Source organism: Streptomyces sp. GbtcB6, assembly GCF_019091475.1.
GTDB classification, from domain to species: domain Bacteria; phylum Actinomycetota; class Actinomycetes; order Streptomycetales; family Streptomycetaceae; genus Streptomyces; species Streptomyces hyaluromycini.
This window is the reverse complement of the sequence record NZ_JAGXJL010000036.1, coordinates 18,898-34,230: the sequence shown is the minus strand read 5'-3', so window position 1 is coordinate 34,230 and position 15,333 is coordinate 18,898. Positions and strand designations below refer to the sequence as shown.

The following is a 15,333-nucleotide window of genomic DNA, read 5'->3' as shown; positions in this document are numbered from 1 at the left end:
CGGTGCGGGCCTGGAGCCTGCCGCTCCAGGCCCGCACCGAAGCGCCGTTCAGGCTCGGCCGGGGCCGGCGGGGAAGGGCGTGAGAGCCCCACGGATCTCGCGGGCCACCGCGTCGGACTGTCCGTCGAGGTAGAAGTGGCCGCCCGGAAGGACGCGCACGTCGACGTCGCTCGTGGAATGGGCCCGCCACGCCGTCGCGTCCTCGATCGTGGCGACCGGATCGGCGTCGCCGACCAGCACGGTGATCGGGCAGCCGATCCGGGCGTCCTGCGGTGCGAGGCGGTACGTCTCGATCGCCCTGTAGTCGGCCCGCAGCGCGGGTAGGAGCATGGCCATCAGCTCCTCGTCCGCGAGGAGGGCCTGGTCGGTGCCGCTCAGGCGCCGCAGCTCCGCGATGATCCCGGCGTCACCGCGCAGATGGACCCGGTCGTCCCGGCGCAGGGAGGGTGCCCGGCGGGCCGACGCGAAGAGCCGTACCGGGCCCGCCGTGTCCGGCCGCCGCTCGTAGCGGCGGGCCACCTCGAAGGCGACGACCGCGCCCATGCTGTGGCCGAAGAACGCGCAGTCACGCGGCAGTTCGGGGCCGAGCGCCCCGAACACCGCGTCCGCCAGCTCCTCGATGCTCTCGGCCGGGGGATCCTGGCGCCTGTCCTGGCGGCCCGGGTACTGGACCGCAACGACTTCCACCTCGGGAGCGAGCGCCCGGGAAAGCGGGACGAACGAGCTCGCCGCACCTCCTGCGTGCGGAAAGCAGACCAGGGTCGCCGAGCTGCCCGAAAGCGGAGTGAATCGGCGCAGCCAGTCGCTCGTGTTCTCGGTCGGCATGTTCACGGACACAGCGTAGGACGGTCCCAAAGCGGTCCGGAACCCCTACCCGCGGGCTGGGACCGGAATATCGATCCGACCCGCCGGCTTGTGGCACAACCCCTCTTCCGACCCCTGAAAGCAGCCCCTACTCCGATATTCGGCACCCCCAGATCGGTCCGTGAGTGCTTGTCCCGGTCGCGTCGGCCGGGTGAGGGTTGAGGGCGTATCTGCCATCGTGACGGCCGGCTTCCGGATGGCCGGGGACCGGCAGGAAGGAAACTGCGTACCCGTGAGAAACGAGCGAGAACGTGCGCGCCCGATAAAAGAGGTGGAGGCCGAGGAGCTGCTTCAGGGAATCTGCTTCAAGAACGGTCCCCCACGGCGTACCGGTGTGGAACTCGAATGGTTGCTGCACGACCCCGAGGACCCGCTCTGTCCCGTGGGTCCCGAAAGGCTCTCCCCGGCGGTCAGCTCGAACTCAGCTCTCCGCCCCCCTCGCTGGACGACTGCATCGCGGTCGTGGACAGTGATCTCGCCCTGGTGCGAGGCGGGCTGAAGGGCCACGGACTCGTGCTCACGGGTCACGGGTCACGGGCACGACCTGTGGCGCGCGCCGCGTCGCGTACTGACCGAACCTCGCTACGCGGCGATGGAGACCTACTTCGACAGGTCCGGGTCCGCGGGACGCTCCATGATGTGCGGCACCGCCTCCGTGCAGGTGTGCGTGGACAGCGGAGACGACACGGACGGACCGCACGGCTACCGGTTCCGCTGGCGGCTGGCTCATCTCCTGGGACCCGTGCTGGTGGCGGCCTTCGCCAACTCCCCGCTCGCCGGGGGCAGGCCCGCCGGGTGGAAGTCCACCCGTCAGCGCGTCTGGGCCTCGCTCGACCCCGCGCGCACCCTCGCCCCCGCGCCCGCCGCGGACCCCCGTACCGCCTGGGCCTCCTACGCCTTGGACGCGCCGGTGCTGTGCGTCAGGACCGACGGCGCTGACTGGACCGCACCACGTTGTTCCCGCCGGTCCGCCCGCGTGGTCACCCCGGCACGACGACCACAGGGCCGCTGCCGCCTGCGTCGCAGGCGGCAGCGGCCCTTCCAGTGGCGCACGAGCGGAAAGGGTTCGGGACCCGCGGCCGGTACGGGGGATTCCCGGCCACGGGTCCCGAGTCGGTGACGAGGTGTCCGGAGCGGCACCTCGTGGTGTGGTCGCCGCGTCAGCGGGAGACGGGCGCCTCGGCCTCCTCCGCAGCCGGGACGGCCGGCTGCTGGGCGGGAGCCTTCTTCAGGTTCAGGGCGGCCAGGGCACCGAGCAGCGCGGCCGCCGCGGTGACCCAGCCGGCCGTGCGGAGACCGTCGACGACGTCGGCGGCACTCGGGGCCGGCGCACCGGCGGACAGGTCCAGGCCGGAGTTGGCGATGACCAGGATGACGGCCAGACCGACGGCGGCACCGATCTGCTGGGCGGTGGAGGCGAGCGCCGAGGCCACGCCCTGCTCGGCCGGGTCCACCCCGGCACCGGCGGTGGCGAAGATCGAGGTGAAGGCGAGACCGCCGCCGAAGCCGTAGATGGCGACTCCGGGCAGCACCGCCCAATAGCTGCCGCCGGTGACCATGCCGAGCGCCATGGCGCCCATGCCGATGCCGTAGATGAGCATTCCGAGCGAGAGCGTCCCGCGCAGACCCGTCTTGTTCAGCATGGAGGCGGCGATCTTGCCGCCGGCCAGCATCGCCAGCACACCCAGCGGCAGGAAGGCCAGGCCGGCCTCCAGGGCGTTGTAGTGGAGGATGTTCTGGATGTAGGTGGTGAACAGGTAGTAGCCGCCGCTCAGGGCGCTCATGTGCAGGAACGCCACCATCATCGAGGTGATGAGGCTGCGGTTGCGGAACATCCGCAGCGGTGCCAGCGGGGCGCTGGTCCTGGCCTCGATGGCGAAGAACGAGGCGATCAGCAGCAGACCGGCGATCAGCGAGCCGAGCACGCGGGGGGCGGTCCAGCCGTACTCGGGGCCGCTGACCAGACCGAAGACCACGAGCGTGGCACCGATGGTGACCACCAGGGCGCCTGGGATGTCGAAGCCCTGGCGGGGGCCCGTACGCGGGGCGTCGGGAGCGAGCAGGCTGGGCACGCCGAGCAGCGCGACGGCGACCAGCGGCACCATGAAGAAGAAGACCCACTCCCAGCCGAGGCTCTGGGTGAGCACACCGCCGAGCAGCGCGCCCGCGGCGAGACCACCGCTGCCGGTGGCACCCCAGACCGCGAGGGCCCGGTTACGGGCCGGTCCCTCGTCGAAGCTGGTGACGATCAGGGTGAGCGTCGACGGGAAGAGCAGCGCACCGCCCAGACCCTGCACGGCGCGGGCCGCGACCAGCACCTCCGCCGAGCCGGCGAGACCGCCGACCAGGGCCGAGGCGCCGAAGAGGATTAGCGCGGTGACGAAGACGCGACGGGCGCCCAGACGGTCGGCGGCGCGACCGCCGAAGAGCAGGAAGCCGCCGAAGGCGACCGCGTAGGAGCTGACGACCCACTGCAGGGTCTGCGGCGAGAAGTCCAGGGCCTTCCCGATGTCCGGCAGCGCCACGAAGACGATGTTGTAGTCGACGGCGATGATGAACTGGGCCAACGCCAGGAGCGCGAGCCTCAAGCCCGATCGCTGATGCGAACTTACGGAACGTTCCACTGGATGTAAGCCCTTCTGCAAAGGATCGTCCCGGCCGCGGGTCGGCCGGCGAAACGGGGATTGAGCGGCGAGTCAGCGCATGCAAGAAGGAGAACGGCAGACCGTTCGCTGCATGTCGTTCGATTGCTGAGCAGTGTTCAGAGTTAACACTGGAGATATTACTGACACACCGTTGACTGTCAAGCGAACGGCGCTCGGCCCCGGTCCGCAAGCGCGGTCCGGGGCCGAGCACTTGAGGGGGGATCAGGCGGAGACGGAGGGGGCGATGACGATCGGCAGCTTGCCGATCACCCGGAGGGAGATGCCGGGCCACCGCTCGACCGGCTTGTCGTCGAGGCGTATGTCGTACTCGAGGAGGGCGGCCAGCGCCTCCTGCGCGATCATGCGCGCGACCGGAGCGGCGACACAGAAGTGAATGCCGTGCCCGAAACCGAGGTTGCGGCTCTGGGTACGGCTGACGTCCAGCCGCTCGGGGTCGTCGAAGGCGGCAGGGTCACGGTTGGCGGCGGCCATCATCACGACGACGTACTCGCGGGCCCGCACCGGGATGCCGGCCACGTCGGCGTCCTCCAGGGCCGTCCGCGTCACCATGGCCAGGGTGCTGTCGGAGCGCAGCAGTTCCTCGACCGCCGAGGGCACGTGGTCCGGGTGCGAGCGCAGCCACTCCACCTGCTCCGGGTGACTCAGCAGGTTGTACACCTGGTTACCGATCAGGGCGGCCGTCGCGCCGAAGCCCGCTGCCAGCAGGTTCATCAGGAGCATGGCCAGCTCCCACTCGGACAGCCGGTCGCCCTCCTGCTCGGCCCTGGTCAGTTCGCTGATCAGGTCATCGCCCGGCTCGGCGCGCCGGGCGGCGACCAGCTCGATGCCCGCGTTGATGAAGACGTCACGGGCGGCGTTGCGGCCGACCTTCTGATCGTCGGTGAGGGTGAAGCCGGGGTCGAGGCCCCGGCCGCTCTCCATCGTGTTGGCGAAGAAGAGCGGGTGGTAGTGCTCGGGGATGTCCATCATGTCGCCGAGGACCTTGGCCGGCAGCGGACGGGACAGTACCTCCTGCAGGTCCACACGGCCGTCGGGGCTCTCCTCGACCGCCTTGGCCAGCAGCTCCCGTGCGTACTGCGCGGCCTTCGGGCGAAGCAGGTTCATCATCTTCGGCGTGAACGCCTTGGACACCAGACCGCGAATTCGCGTGTGGTCCGGCGGGTCCATGAACATGAGGATGCGACCGGACTCGCCGCTCGCGGGGTTCTCCACGAACTGGTCGGCCACCATCGGGTTGACCCCCCAGCCGAACCGGGGGTCCTTCATGACCGCCGCGGCCTCCTCGTAGCCGAACACGGCTACGACCCCGCCCGTGGTCCGGAAGGCCGAGCCGGACTGCTCCCGGATCTTCCGGTAGTGCGGAAACGGATCGGCATGGAAATCAGGGTCGAACGGATCGAAGGGAAGCGTCTGCCGAGCGGCTTCCGGGTTGTACGTGATGACATCGGGAATTTTTCCCGTCGCCGCCTCGCTCATATCCACATCCCACTTCCCTGAGAGTCGTTTTCCTAGGATCTGGAAACTACTGACTCTCACCCCCTATGACCAACCCCTCTCACGGATCCCGGACGTTAGGGGGTGCCCGGGTGAAATCTGGGGTTGGCAGTAGGGGTGACCTGCCGATAGCTTCGCCAGGAAATTCGCAGGATATAGCATTTGGCACTCGTTGACATGAGGTTCCGTATGGAAAAGGAAAGCCGCACGGGAACGGTCACAGAATACCCGGAGGTCCTGGGCGGATTCGACCTGACAGATCATTCAAGATTTGCCGAGGGAATTCCGTACGACCTGTTCGCCAGGCTCCGGCGTGAGGCACCCGCGCTGTACCACCCTGCCGGCACGCTGCCGGACGGCGAGGGTTTCTGGGTGCTGACCCGGCATGCCGACATCGCGGCCGCGTCGGTGGACCCGGTCTTCTCCTCGCAGGGCGGCGGCGGCCGGGCCGGAGGCGGCTCCCACCTGGAGGACCTGCCTTTCGGCGGCGGCCTCACGGGCACCGTGCTCGCCATGATGGACAACCCCCGGCACGAGGTCTTCAAGCATCTGCTCGGCCCGGCCGTCGGCCGGGCGGTGTCTGCGCTGGAGCCCGAACTGCGGGCCGTCGCCGCCGCCCTCGCCGACGATCTGGTCGGGCGCGGTACCGGCAACCTCGTCGACGACTTCTCGGAGCCCTTCTCGCTGCGTTCCGTGGCGCTGCTGCTCGGCGTGGAGCGCGAGGACTGGCAGAAGCTCACCGAATGGGTGCACACGGTCCTCGGATTCACCCACCGCAGGACCGGAAAGGTGGACGACGAGTCGCGGGCCGTTTACGCGAGCCTGCGCGGTTACTTCACCACGCTGCTCGAAACGAAACGCGCGCACCCGGCCGACGACCTGGGCACGGTGCTCGCGATCGGGGAACTGCCCCTGGAATCCGGTCAGCCGCCCCTCACCGAAATGGAGCGGGAGGCCAATGCGAGCGTGATGCTGGTCAGCGGTTTCGAGCAGCCCCGCAACACCATCGCCGGCGGCCTGCTGGCTTTCGCCCGGAATCCCGACCAATGGCGGGAGCTGCGGAAGGACCGGTCGCTGCTGCCCACCGCGGTCGAGGAAGTACTGCGCTGGCTTCCGGCGAATCCCTACAACCGGCGCACCCTCACCCGGGATGTGGAACTGCACGGTCGACACATGCGGGCCGGCGAGAAGGTGACGCTCTGGTGGCCCGCCGCCAATCGCGACGAGGCGGTGTTCCCGGACCCGGACCGTTTCGACGTCCGGCGCGACCCCAATCCGCACCTCTCCTTCGGTCACGGCGTGCACTACTGCCTCGGCGACGCCTTCGGCCGGCTCGAGATCCAGCTGGCGCTGGAGGCTCTGCTCGACCGGGTCGAGGAGATCCGGCTGACGGCACCGGAGACGTGGGCGCCCAACAACAAGCACACCGTGCTGCTCGACGTTCCCGTGGAGCTGGTCCCCGCGGAGGACGCGTGACCACCGCGGCCCTGAGTTTCGTCGATGCCCTGTACTCGGGACGGCTCAGCCGGGACCTGTTCCGGTACCCGGTGCAGAGCGCCTCGGACCGGGCGGAGGGCGACGCGGCCGTGGCCGGGCTGACGGCGTTCCTGCGCGACCGGCTCGACCCCGACCAGGTGGACCTCACCGGCACGCTGCCGGAGGGGTTCCTCGACGACCTGCGCGCGAGCGGGTACCTGAAGCTGCGCCTGGGCATGGAGATCGGCGGCCTGGACCTGTCGGCGTACAACGCCTTCCGTGCCATCGAGCACGCCGCCGACCACTGCATGCCCGCGGGCCAGATGCTGGCGATCCAGGCGGGCGTCGGCGCACCCGCGCTGCTTCCCGCGCTGCCGCCGGGTCCGCTGCGGGAGTTCGTCGCCAAGCAACTCGCCGACGGAGCGGTCTCGGGCTTCGGGCTGACCGAGCCGGCCGGCCAGAACAACGCCTGGCCCGGCACGACCGCCACCCGGTCCGCCGACGGCTCGGTCTACGTCCTCAGGGGCGAGAAGGTGTTCACGGGTCACGGTCCGGTGGCGAACCTGCTGCCGGTCGCGGCGACCGAACACACCGAGGACGGGCGGAGGTTGTGCATCTGCTTCGTGGACACGTCCGCCGCCGGCTTCGAGGTGACCTCGTCCATCGAGTTCACGGGCAGCCGGGGCCTGCCCAACGGAGCACTGCGGTTCGACGGCTTGGAGGTGCCGGCCGAGTACGTGGTGCGGAGCGATCCGGAGGACCCGCGTTTCCCCGACCGGATGGCCTCGGCCGTCCTCATCGGCCAGCTGTACTTCACCGCGGCTCCGGCTGTGGCCATCGCCAAGCTGTGCCGTCGCTGGTCGGGCGAGTTCGTCACCCGGCGCAGGATCAACGGCCGCGCGCTGAGCGAGTACGACGAGATCCAGCGGATGCTCGGCGAGACCCTGGCCGAGGTGTACGCCATGGAGAGCGTCGCCCAGTGGAGTCTCCTCGGCTCGGGGCCGGAAGAGCGCTGGTTCGAGAGGCTGACGGCCAAGAACCTGGCGGTGCGGACCTGCTGGCGGATCGTGGACCGGACGGTCTCGCTGTACGGCGCGGAGGGCATCGAGACGCTGCCGAGCAAGCTGCGACGCGGTGCGGTCCCCGTGCCGCTGGAGCGCAGGCTCAGGGACGCCCGGGGACTGCGCATCGCCGGCAACGTGGACTTCCAGCTGGACAGCCTGGCCGCTCGACGCGTGCTGACCTGGTTCGCCACGAGGACCGAGGACGAGTCCGGGGCCCTCGCCCGCGGACTCGGTGCGGAACACACGGACGAGGACCGCCTGTCCGGGGCGAACGCGGCTCATCTGGCAGCGGTACGGGAGCAGGTGCTGCGGTTCCACGAGGTCTGCCGTGAACTGACCCGCAGCCATCCCCGGCAGGAGGATCTCTTCGAGCAGGAGCACACCGTGATCCTGCTCGGCCGGGTCGCGGCGGAACTGTTCGCGATGTACGCGGTCCTCGCCAGGGCCGGGACCGAGCAGTCCTGCGACGACGGCGAGCAGGACGGTCAGCGGCTCGCGGACGTGTACTGCACCTCGGCCCGGCATCGTCTCGCCGACCACTGGCGACGGCTCGGCATGGTCACGGAACCCGACTACGCCGGGATCAGCACCCGTTGGCTGGCCGAAGGGCTGACCCGACTCCGCAACGAGGCCTGACCACACACGGAACGGCCGGGGGCGCGTCGCGCGGGCGACGCCCCCCCGGCCGTCCGGCAGCTCAGCCCGCGACGACGCCCTGCGGGTCGCCGACCGCGACGTGCCCCAACGACCTGGACAGGTCGGCCAGTTCGGCGCGGTACAGCTTCTCCGGGTCGCGCACCTGAGGGCTCAGGTGGCCGTAGACCTCCAGGGAGACAAGGCCGTGCATGCGGCCCCAGACCCGCAGCGAGAGGGCCACCGCCGCCGGCGGCAGATCGGGGAACGACTGGCGGATCAGCTCGGCGAACTCGGGGGCGAAGTCCGACCAGGTGTGGTCACTGCCGATGTACAGGTGCTGGGCCTTGGGCCAGGCGGCGGCCACGATCCCGGTGAGCACGGCGCAGGAGCGGTGCTCCGCCTCCGCCGCCGCACCGCCCTCCGGCGGCTGGTAGTCGGGCGCCGCTTCGCCGTACACCAGCCGGAACTCCTCCGGGTTGGCGACGGCCCAGTTGCGGTAGGTCTGGCCGAACGCCATCACCTGGGCGGCCGCGTCGTCCTGGGGGCACTCCTCGATGGCGGCCTCCAGGGCGGAGGCGAGGTCGCTGTAGACGTCCGCGATCAGCACGCTGACGAGGTTGTCCCGGGTGTCGAAGTAGCTGTAGATCGCACCGGCGGTCATCCCCATGTCACGGGCGATGGCACGCAGCGAGATCGCGGCTGTCCCGCTGGAGGCCATGTGCTTGAGAGCTGTGGCTTTGATTTCCGCCGTCGTGGCCTCGCGAAGACGCGTCCTCCGGCTCTGAGTCACCTGTCCCATGCTCTGCATCTTAGCAGTGTTGAAACATAAGCGGTCCACTCTGATTTTTGACAGCATTCAATTGACACGCTCAGTGTAGTTAGTGAACGCTGTTCAGAGAGCGATCGCTTGCATCTTCCCATGACTGTCCGCGACAGTCCTGCTGAAAGGCTTACGCCGATGAGCACCAGTCTCACCAACGCCCCTGCCGCCGCAGGCGGCACCCTCCGGCTGGGGGATGACCTGACCGTCAACCGGCTGGGATACGGGGCCATGCGACTCACCGGCCCAGGCTTCTGGGGCGAGCCGGCCGACCCCGACGAGGCGGTCCGCGTGGTCCGTCGCGCCGTGGAGCTGGGCGTGAACTTCATCGACACGGCCGACGCCTACGGCCCGTTCAGCAGCGACCGGATCATCAAGGAGGCGCTGCACCCCTACGCCGACGATCTGGTCATCGCCACCAAGGTCGGTCTCACCCGCCCCGGCCCCGACGACTGGCGCCCGGTGGGACGCCCCGAATACCTGCGCCAGCAGACCGAGCTGAACCTGCGCCACCTCGGCCTGGAGGCCATCGACCTGCTCCAGTTGCACCGCATCGACCCCGCGGTGCCGCTGGAGGACCAGGTCGGCGAACTGGCCGAACTCCGCAACGAAGGCAAGGTCCGGCACATCGGGCTGTCCGAGGTGACGGTGGAGGAGCTGGAGAAGGCCAGGGCGATCACCTCGATCGTCTCGGTGCAGAACCTCTACAACCTGGCGGAGCGCAAGTCGGAGGACGTGCTGCGCTACGCCGAGCAGCACGGCCTCGCCTTCATCCCCTGGTTCCCCCTCGCCATGGGGCAGCTGGCCGGGCCCGACAGCCCGCTGAAGGCGGTGCTCCAGGACCACGACGCCACCCCGGCACAGCTCGCCCTCGCCTGGCTGCTGCGCCACTCGCCGGCCCTGCTCCCGATTCCCGGCACCGCGTCGGTCGCGCACCTGGAGGAGAACGTCCGCAGCACCTCGATCCAGCTGTCCGACGCCGCCTACCAGGCCATCACCGACGCCTGCTGAGACCGGAGACCCATGCCCACGGCACAGCCCGGCCACCGCGTGGTGGCCGTCCGCGGTACACAGACGGTGAGGGTGCGCATCCACGGCCGTCCGGTCTCCTCGTCGGACCGGCCCGTGCTGGTCTACGAGACCGGACTGCCGGTGCGCTACTACCTTCCTCCGGAGGACGTGGACCTGACACTCTTCGACCCCTCGGACACCCGCACCACCTGTCCCTACAAGGGTGAGGCGTCGTACTGGTCGTTCCGCGGGGACGAGGGGACCGACGGAACGGCGCAGGGCCACCCGGACGTGGCGTGGTCCTACGTCGATCCGATCGACGCGGTCCCCGAGATCAAGGGGTACATCTCGTTCTACGGCGACGTCGCCGAGATCGAGGTGACCGGCGCACCTCCGGAGGCCCCGGCCATGTGAACAGGGCGAGGGGGGACTCCGCGTCCCCCCTCGCCCTGTCCGTCTCCTCGGCGCCTACACGGTCCAGGTGTCCCCGCCGGCGAGCAGGGCCGCCAGGTCGCCCTTCCCGTGCAGTTCGACGGCGGTGTCGAGCTGGTCGGCCATGAGGGTGTCGTAGACCGGCCGTTCGACGTCCCGGAACACGCCGATGGGGGTCGGGTGGTGCAGACGGGAGAGAGCGAAGGCGCGGGTGGGGTCCGGGTCGTGGGCGTCGTGGACGATCTCCTCGCCGTCCGGGGCGAGCCGGTAGGGCCGGCCCTGTTCCAGACGGAGCAGGGCGCTGTCGCGGGTGGCGGGGTCCTTGAGAGAGTCGAAGGCGCCGTCGTTGAAGATGTTGCAGTTCTGGTAGATCTCGATCAGGGCGGTGCCGGGGTGGGCGGCGGCCGCGCGCAGCACCTCGGTGAGGTGTTTGCGGTCGGAGTCGATCGTGCGTGCGACGAAGGACGCTTCCGCGCCGATCGCCAGCGATACCGGGTTGAACGGTGCGTCGAGGGAGCCCATCGGTGTCGACTTGGTGATCTTGCCGACCTCGGAGGTCGGGCTGTACTGGCCCTTGGTCAGGCCGTAGATCCGGTTGTTGAAGAGCAGGATCTTGAGGTTGACGTTGCGGCGCAGGGCGTGGATGAGGTGGTTGCCGCCGATGGACAGGGCGTCGCCGTCGCCGGTCACGACCCACACGGACAGGTCCCGCCGGCTGGTGGCGAGCCCGGTCGCGATCGCGGGGGCGCGGCCGTGGATGGAGTGCATGCCGTACGTGTTCATGTAGTACGGGAAGCGGGACGAGCAGCCGATGCCCGAGACGAAGACGATGTTCTCCTTCGCCAGCCCCAGCTCCGGCATGAACCCCTGCACGGCCGCCAGGATCGCGTAGTCACCGCAGCCCGGGCACCAGCGCACCTCCTGGTCGGACTTGAAGTCCTTGACGGACAACGTGAGTTCAGTCTTCATGGTGGATCTCCCGCAGTGCGTCGGCGAGCTGTTCCGCCTTGAACGGCATGCCGTTGACCTGGTTGTAGGAGTGGGCGTCGAGCAGGTATCTCGACCGGATCAGGGTGGCGAGCTGTCCGAGGTTCATCTCGGGGATCACCACCTTGTCGTACGACGTGACCACCGCTCCGAGATTGCGCGGGAAGGGGTTGAGGTGGCGCAGATGGGCCTGGGCGATCGACTCGCCGGCCTTGCGCAGCCGCCGTACCGCGGCCGTGATCGGCCCGTACGTCGAGCCCCAGCCCAGCACCAGCGTCTTCGCCCCGTGCGGGTCGTCGACCTCGATGTCCGGTACGTCGATGCCGTCGATCCTGGCCTGCCGGGTGCGGACCATGAACTCGTGGTTGGCCGGGTCGTAGGAGATGTTGCCCGTGCCGTCCTGCTTCTCGATGCCGCCGATCCGGTGCTCCAGGCCCGGGGTGCCCGGAACGGCCCACGGGCGGGCCAGCGTCTGCGGGTCCCGCTTGTACGGCCAGAAGACCTCGGTGCCGTCCTCCAGTGTGTGGTTCGGGCCCGACGCGAACTGCACACGCAGGTCCGGCAGCTCGTCCAGGTCCGGTATCCGCCACGGCTCGGAGCCGTTGGCCAGATAGCCGTCGGAGAGCAGGAAGACCGGGGTGCGGTAGGTCAGCGCGATCCGGGCCGCCTCCAGGGCCGCGTCGAAACAGTCGCCCGGGGTCTTCGGCGCGATGATCGGGACCGGAGCCTCGCCGTTGCGGCCGAACATCGCCTGCAGCAGGTCCGCCTGCTCGGTCTTGGTCGGCAGGCCGGTGGACGGGCCGCCGCGCTGGATGTCCACGATCAGCAGCGGCAGCTCCAGGGAGACCGCCAGACCGATGGTCTCCGACTTCAGCGCCACACCCGGCCCCGACGTCGTCGTCACCGCCAGCGAACCACCGAACGCCGCGCCCAGCGCCGCCCCGATCCCCGCGATCTCGTCCTCAGCCTGGAAAGTCCGCACCCCGAAGTTCTTGTGCCGGCTCAGCTCGTGCAGGATGTCCGAGGCCGGCGTGATGGGATACGAGCCCAGGAACAGCGGCAGATCCGCCTGCTCGGACGCGGTGATCAGGCCGTGAGCGAGGGCGAGGTTGCCGGTGATGTTGCGGTAGGTGCCGACCGGGAAGGTCTCGGTCGCCGGCGCGACCTCGTAGGAGGCCGCGAAGTCCTCGGTCGTCTCGCCGAAGTTCCAGCCCGCCCGGAACGCGGCGATGTTGGCGGCCGCGATCTCGGGCTTCTTCGCGAACTTGGTCCGCAGGAACTTCTCGGTGCCCTCGGTGGGACGGTGGTACATCCAGCTCAGCAGGCCGAGGGCGAACATGTTCTTGCTGCGCTCGGCCTCCTTGCGGGAGAGGTCGAACTCCTTCAGCGCCTCGACCGTGAGCGTGGTCAGCGGCACCGGATGCAGGTTGTAGCCGTCCAGCGAGCCGTCCTCCAGCGGCGAGACGTCATAGCCCACCTTCCGCAGGGCACGCTTGGTGAACTCGTCCGTGTTCACGATGATCTCGGCACCGCGCGGCAGGTCACCGATGTTGGCCTTCAACGCGGCCGGGTTCATCGCGACCAGCACAGTGGGCGCATCGCCCGGAGTCAGGATGTCGTGATCGGCGAAATGCAACTGGAATGACGACACACCCGGCAAAGTCCCCGCGGGCGCACGGATCTCCGCGGGAAAGTTCGGCAGGGTCGAGAGGTCGTTGCCGAAAGACGCGGTCTCCGAGGTGAACCGGTCACCGGTGAGCTGCATACCGTCACCCGAGTCCCCCGCGAACCGGATGATCACCCGGTCCAGGCGCCGCACTTCCTTGCTCACTGCCACGGTTCAGTCCTTGATCTCGCAAAGGGCGGCGCCGGAGGTGACGGTGGCGCCGACCGTGGCGTCGAGGTCCTTGATGGTGCCTGCCTTGTGGGCGTTCAGCGGCTGTTCCATCTTCATGGCTTCCAGGACGACGATCAGGTCGCCTTCCTGGACTTCCTGGCCTTCCCCGACGGCGACCTTGACGATGGTGCCTTGCATGGGTGAGGCGAGGGTGTCACCGGAGGCGACGGGCCCGGACTTCTTCGCCGCGCGCCGTTTGGGCTTGGCCCCGGCCGCCGGACCCGTACGCGCCGGCGACATGCCCAGCGACGCGGGAAGGGAGACCTCCAGGCGCTTGCCGCCGACCTCGACGACGACCGTCTCCCGGCCCCCCTCCTCTTCCGTCTCGGTGTCGGCGGAGGCGGCGAAGGGCTTGATCTCGTTGACGAACTCCGTCTCGATCCACCGGGTGTGCACGGTGAAGGGCTCGGCGGAGCCGGTGAGCTCCGGGGCGAAGGCGGGGTCGGTGACGACCGCGCGGTGGAAGGGGACCGCGGTGGCCATCCCCTCGACCTGGAACTCCTCCAGCGCGCGGGCGGCGCGCTGCAGGGCCTCCTTGCGGGTGCGGCCGGTGACGATCAGCTTGGCGAGCAGTGAGTCCCAGGCCGGGCCGATCACACTGCCGGACTCCACGCCGGCGTCCAGGCGGACACCCGGACCCGACGGCGCGGCGAAGGTGGTGACGGTGCCGGGGGCGGGCAGGAAGTTGCGGCCCGGGTCCTCGCCGTTGATGCGGAACTCGAAGGAGTGACCGCGCAACACGGGATCGGTGTAGCCGAGTTCCTCGCCGTCGGCGATGCGGAACATCTCCCGGACCAGGTCGATGCCGGCGACCTCCTCGGTGACCGGGTGCTCGACCTGCAGACGGGTGTTGACCTCCAGGAAGGAGATCGTGCCGTCCTGCCCGACGAGGAACTCACATGTCCCCGCGCCCTCGTAGCGGGCTTCCCTCAGGATCGCCTTCGACGCCCGGTACAACTCCGCGACCTGCTCCTCGGAAAGGAACGGCGCCGGCGCCTCCTCCACAAGCTTCTGGTGGCGGCGCTGCAGGGAGCAGTCACGGGTGGAGACGACGACCACGTTGCCGTGGGAGTCGGCCAGGCACTGCGTCTCCACATGCCGCGGCTTGTCGAGGTAGCGCTCGACGAAGCACTCACCGCGGCCGAAGGCGGCGACCGCCTCGCGCACCGCCGACTCGTACAGCTCGGGCACCTCTTCCAGGGTGCGGGCGACCTTCAGGCCGCGCCCGCCACCGCCGAAGGCGGCCTTGATCGCGACCGGCAGCCCGTGCTCCCGGGCGAAGGCGACGACCTCGTCCGCCCCGGACACCGGGTCGGGGGTGCCGGCCACCAGGGGGGCGCCCGCACGCTGGGCGATGTGCCGCGCGGCGACCTTGTCGCCGAGGTCGCGGATGGCCTGCGGCGGCGGGCCGATCCAGATCAGCCCGGCGTCCAGGACCGCCTGGGCGAACTCCGCGTTCTCCGAGAGGAAGCCGTAGCCCGGGTGGACGGCGTCCGCACCGGACTCCCGGGCGGCGGCCAGGACCTTGCCGATGTCCAGATAGCTGGTGGCCGGGGTGTCACCGCCCAGGGCGAACGCCTCATCCGCGGCGCGGACATGCAGAGCGTCCCGGTCCGGGTCCGCGTAGACGGCCACACTCGCGATCCCGGCGTCCCGGCACGCCCGGGCCACGCGGACAGCGATTTCACCACGGTTGGCGATCAACACCTTGCGCATGCGTCTTCCGTAAGTTGTCGGGTGGCCCCACGGGCCATGGACTGATGGATGGTTCCTCGTCACACGTGCTGCCAGGAACCGGCCGGCAGATGAGCGGACCGCAGGCCCCGGGCCCAGCCGGCCCGGCGTCGCGGCCCGGCCGTCCCGTCCGCGTCTCCCCCGGGCCCCGCCGTCCCGCCGGACTGCTGCCTGGCGAGCAGCACCGCGAGGAGGGCGGCCAGGTCCTCCTCGCTGGGACTGCCGCGCAGCACCAACAGATCGTTCATCACC

At 69.7% G+C, this 15,333-nt stretch carries 12 protein-coding genes and 1 pseudogene; 5 read left to right on the top strand and 8 right to left on the bottom strand.

Annotated elements, in window-relative coordinates; genetic code table 11:
• Positions 1-48: 48 nt before the first annotated feature.
• Positions 49-825: a thioesterase II family protein gene (locus KVT45_RS40160; RefSeq protein ID WP_217554347.1), complete on the bottom strand. Its 777-nt coding sequence runs from the start codon at positions 823-825 to the stop codon at positions 49-51.
• A gap of 235 nt (positions 826-1,060) precedes the next feature.
• Between KVT45_RS40160 and KVT45_RS40155 the strand changes: the two are divergent.
• A pseudogene (locus KVT45_RS40155) lies at positions 1,061-1,795 on the top strand (glutamate-cysteine ligase family protein); the annotation flags it as partial.
• Positions 1,796-2,024: 229 nt separating this feature from the next.
• Here the strand turns inward: KVT45_RS40155 and KVT45_RS40150 are convergent.
• Positions 2,025-3,452, bottom strand: coding sequence for an MFS transporter (locus tag KVT45_RS40150; protein WP_217554312.1), 1,428 nt, complete (start codon positions 3,450-3,452; stop codon positions 2,025-2,027).
• A 279-nt stretch (positions 3,453-3,731) separates the two neighbouring features.
• Positions 3,732-5,006, bottom strand: a complete 1,275-nt coding sequence (locus KVT45_RS40145; protein WP_217554310.1) for a cytochrome P450 — start codon at positions 5,004-5,006, stop codon at positions 3,732-3,734.
• 207 nt (positions 5,007-5,213) lie between these two features.
• On the opposite strand from KVT45_RS40145, the gene KVT45_RS40140 reads away from it, so the two are divergent.
• Positions 5,214-6,500, top strand: coding sequence for a cytochrome P450 (locus KVT45_RS40140; protein WP_217554308.1), 1,287 nt, complete (start codon positions 5,214-5,216; stop codon positions 6,498-6,500).
• A complete protein-coding gene (locus KVT45_RS40135; protein WP_217554306.1) occupies positions 6,497-8,200 on the top strand; it encodes an acyl-CoA dehydrogenase family protein in 1,704 nt (567 codons plus the stop codon). Before KVT45_RS40140 ends, KVT45_RS40135 begins: the two co-directional genes overlap by 4 nt.
• A gap of 61 nt (positions 8,201-8,261) precedes the next feature.
• Here the strand turns inward: KVT45_RS40135 and KVT45_RS40130 are convergent, their stop codons facing one another.
• Positions 8,262-8,999, bottom strand: coding sequence for a TetR/AcrR family transcriptional regulator (locus tag KVT45_RS40130; protein WP_217554304.1), 738 nt, complete (start codon positions 8,997-8,999; stop codon positions 8,262-8,264).
• Between the two features lie 159 nt (positions 9,000-9,158).
• On the opposite strand from KVT45_RS40130, the gene KVT45_RS40125 reads away from it, so the two are divergent.
• Entirely contained in the window at positions 9,159-10,031 is an 873-nt protein-coding gene (locus KVT45_RS40125; protein ID WP_217554302.1) for an aldo/keto reductase, read from the top strand.
• A gap of 12 nt (positions 10,032-10,043) precedes the next feature.
• On the top strand, positions 10,044-10,445 hold the full coding sequence (locus KVT45_RS40120) for a DUF427 domain-containing protein (RefSeq protein WP_217554300.1): 402 nt from the start codon (positions 10,044-10,046) through the stop codon (positions 10,443-10,445).
• A 54-nt stretch (positions 10,446-10,499) separates the two neighbouring features.
• Here the strand turns inward: KVT45_RS40120 and KVT45_RS40115 are convergent, their stop codons facing one another.
• Genes KVT45_RS40115 through KVT45_RS40100 form a run of 4 tightly spaced genes read right to left on the bottom strand, consistent with a single transcriptional unit; the run spans position 10,500 to position 15,329 of the window.
• Complete coding sequence (locus KVT45_RS40115; RefSeq protein WP_217554299.1) at positions 10,500-11,432, bottom strand: 2-oxoacid:ferredoxin oxidoreductase subunit beta; 933 nt, start codon at positions 11,430-11,432, stop codon at positions 10,500-10,502.
• The gene (locus tag KVT45_RS40110; RefSeq protein ID WP_217554298.1) at positions 11,422-13,287 is read right to left on the bottom strand and encodes a 2-oxoacid:acceptor oxidoreductase subunit alpha; all 1,866 of its coding nucleotides are present in this window, start codon (positions 13,285-13,287) and stop codon (positions 11,422-11,424) included. The genes KVT45_RS40115 and KVT45_RS40110 overlap by 11 nt, the downstream gene beginning before the upstream one ends.
• Positions 13,288-13,290: 3 nt before the next feature.
• Positions 13,291-15,063, bottom strand: a complete 1,773-nt coding sequence (locus KVT45_RS40105) for a biotin carboxylase N-terminal domain-containing protein (RefSeq protein WP_217554297.1) — start codon at positions 15,061-15,063, stop codon at positions 13,291-13,293.
• 59 nt (positions 15,064-15,122) lie between these two features.
• Complete coding sequence (locus tag KVT45_RS40100; protein WP_217554296.1) at positions 15,123-15,329, bottom strand: acyl-CoA carboxylase epsilon subunit; 207 nt, start codon at positions 15,327-15,329, stop codon at positions 15,123-15,125.
• Positions 15,330-15,333: the final 4 nt, after the last annotated feature.

Excerpts from the sequence above, each read along its gene's own strand:
- KVT45_RS40120 (WP_217554300.1), top strand. The coding sequence starts at position 10,044 with ATGCCCACGGCACAGCCCGGCCACCGCGTGGTGGCCGTCCGCGGTACA.
- KVT45_RS40125 (WP_217554302.1), top strand. The coding sequence starts at position 9,159 with ATGAGCACCAGTCTCACCAACGCCCCTGCCGCCGCAGGCGGCACCCTC.
- KVT45_RS40105 (WP_217554297.1), bottom strand. The coding sequence starts at position 15,063 with ATGCGCAAGGTGTTGATCGCCAACCGTGGTGAAATCGCTGTCCGCGTG.
- KVT45_RS40100 (WP_217554296.1), bottom strand. The coding sequence starts at position 15,329 with ATGAACGATCTGTTGGTGCTGCGCGGCAGTCCCAGCGAGGAGGACCTG.
- KVT45_RS40115 (WP_217554299.1), bottom strand. The coding sequence starts at position 11,432 with ATGAAGACTGAACTCACGTTGTCCGTCAAGGACTTCAAGTCCGACCAG.
- KVT45_RS40130 (WP_217554304.1), bottom strand. The coding sequence starts at position 8,999 with ATGGGACAGGTGACTCAGAGCCGGAGGACGCGTCTTCGCGAGGCCACG.
- KVT45_RS40145 (WP_217554310.1), bottom strand. The coding sequence starts at position 5,006 with ATGAGCGAGGCGGCGACGGGAAAAATTCCCGATGTCATCACGTACAAC.
- KVT45_RS40160 (WP_217554347.1), bottom strand. The coding sequence starts at position 825 with ATGCCGACCGAGAACACGAGCGACTGGCTGCGCCGATTCACTCCGCTT.
- KVT45_RS40140 (WP_217554308.1), top strand. The coding sequence starts at position 5,214 with ATGGAAAAGGAAAGCCGCACGGGAACGGTCACAGAATACCCGGAGGTC.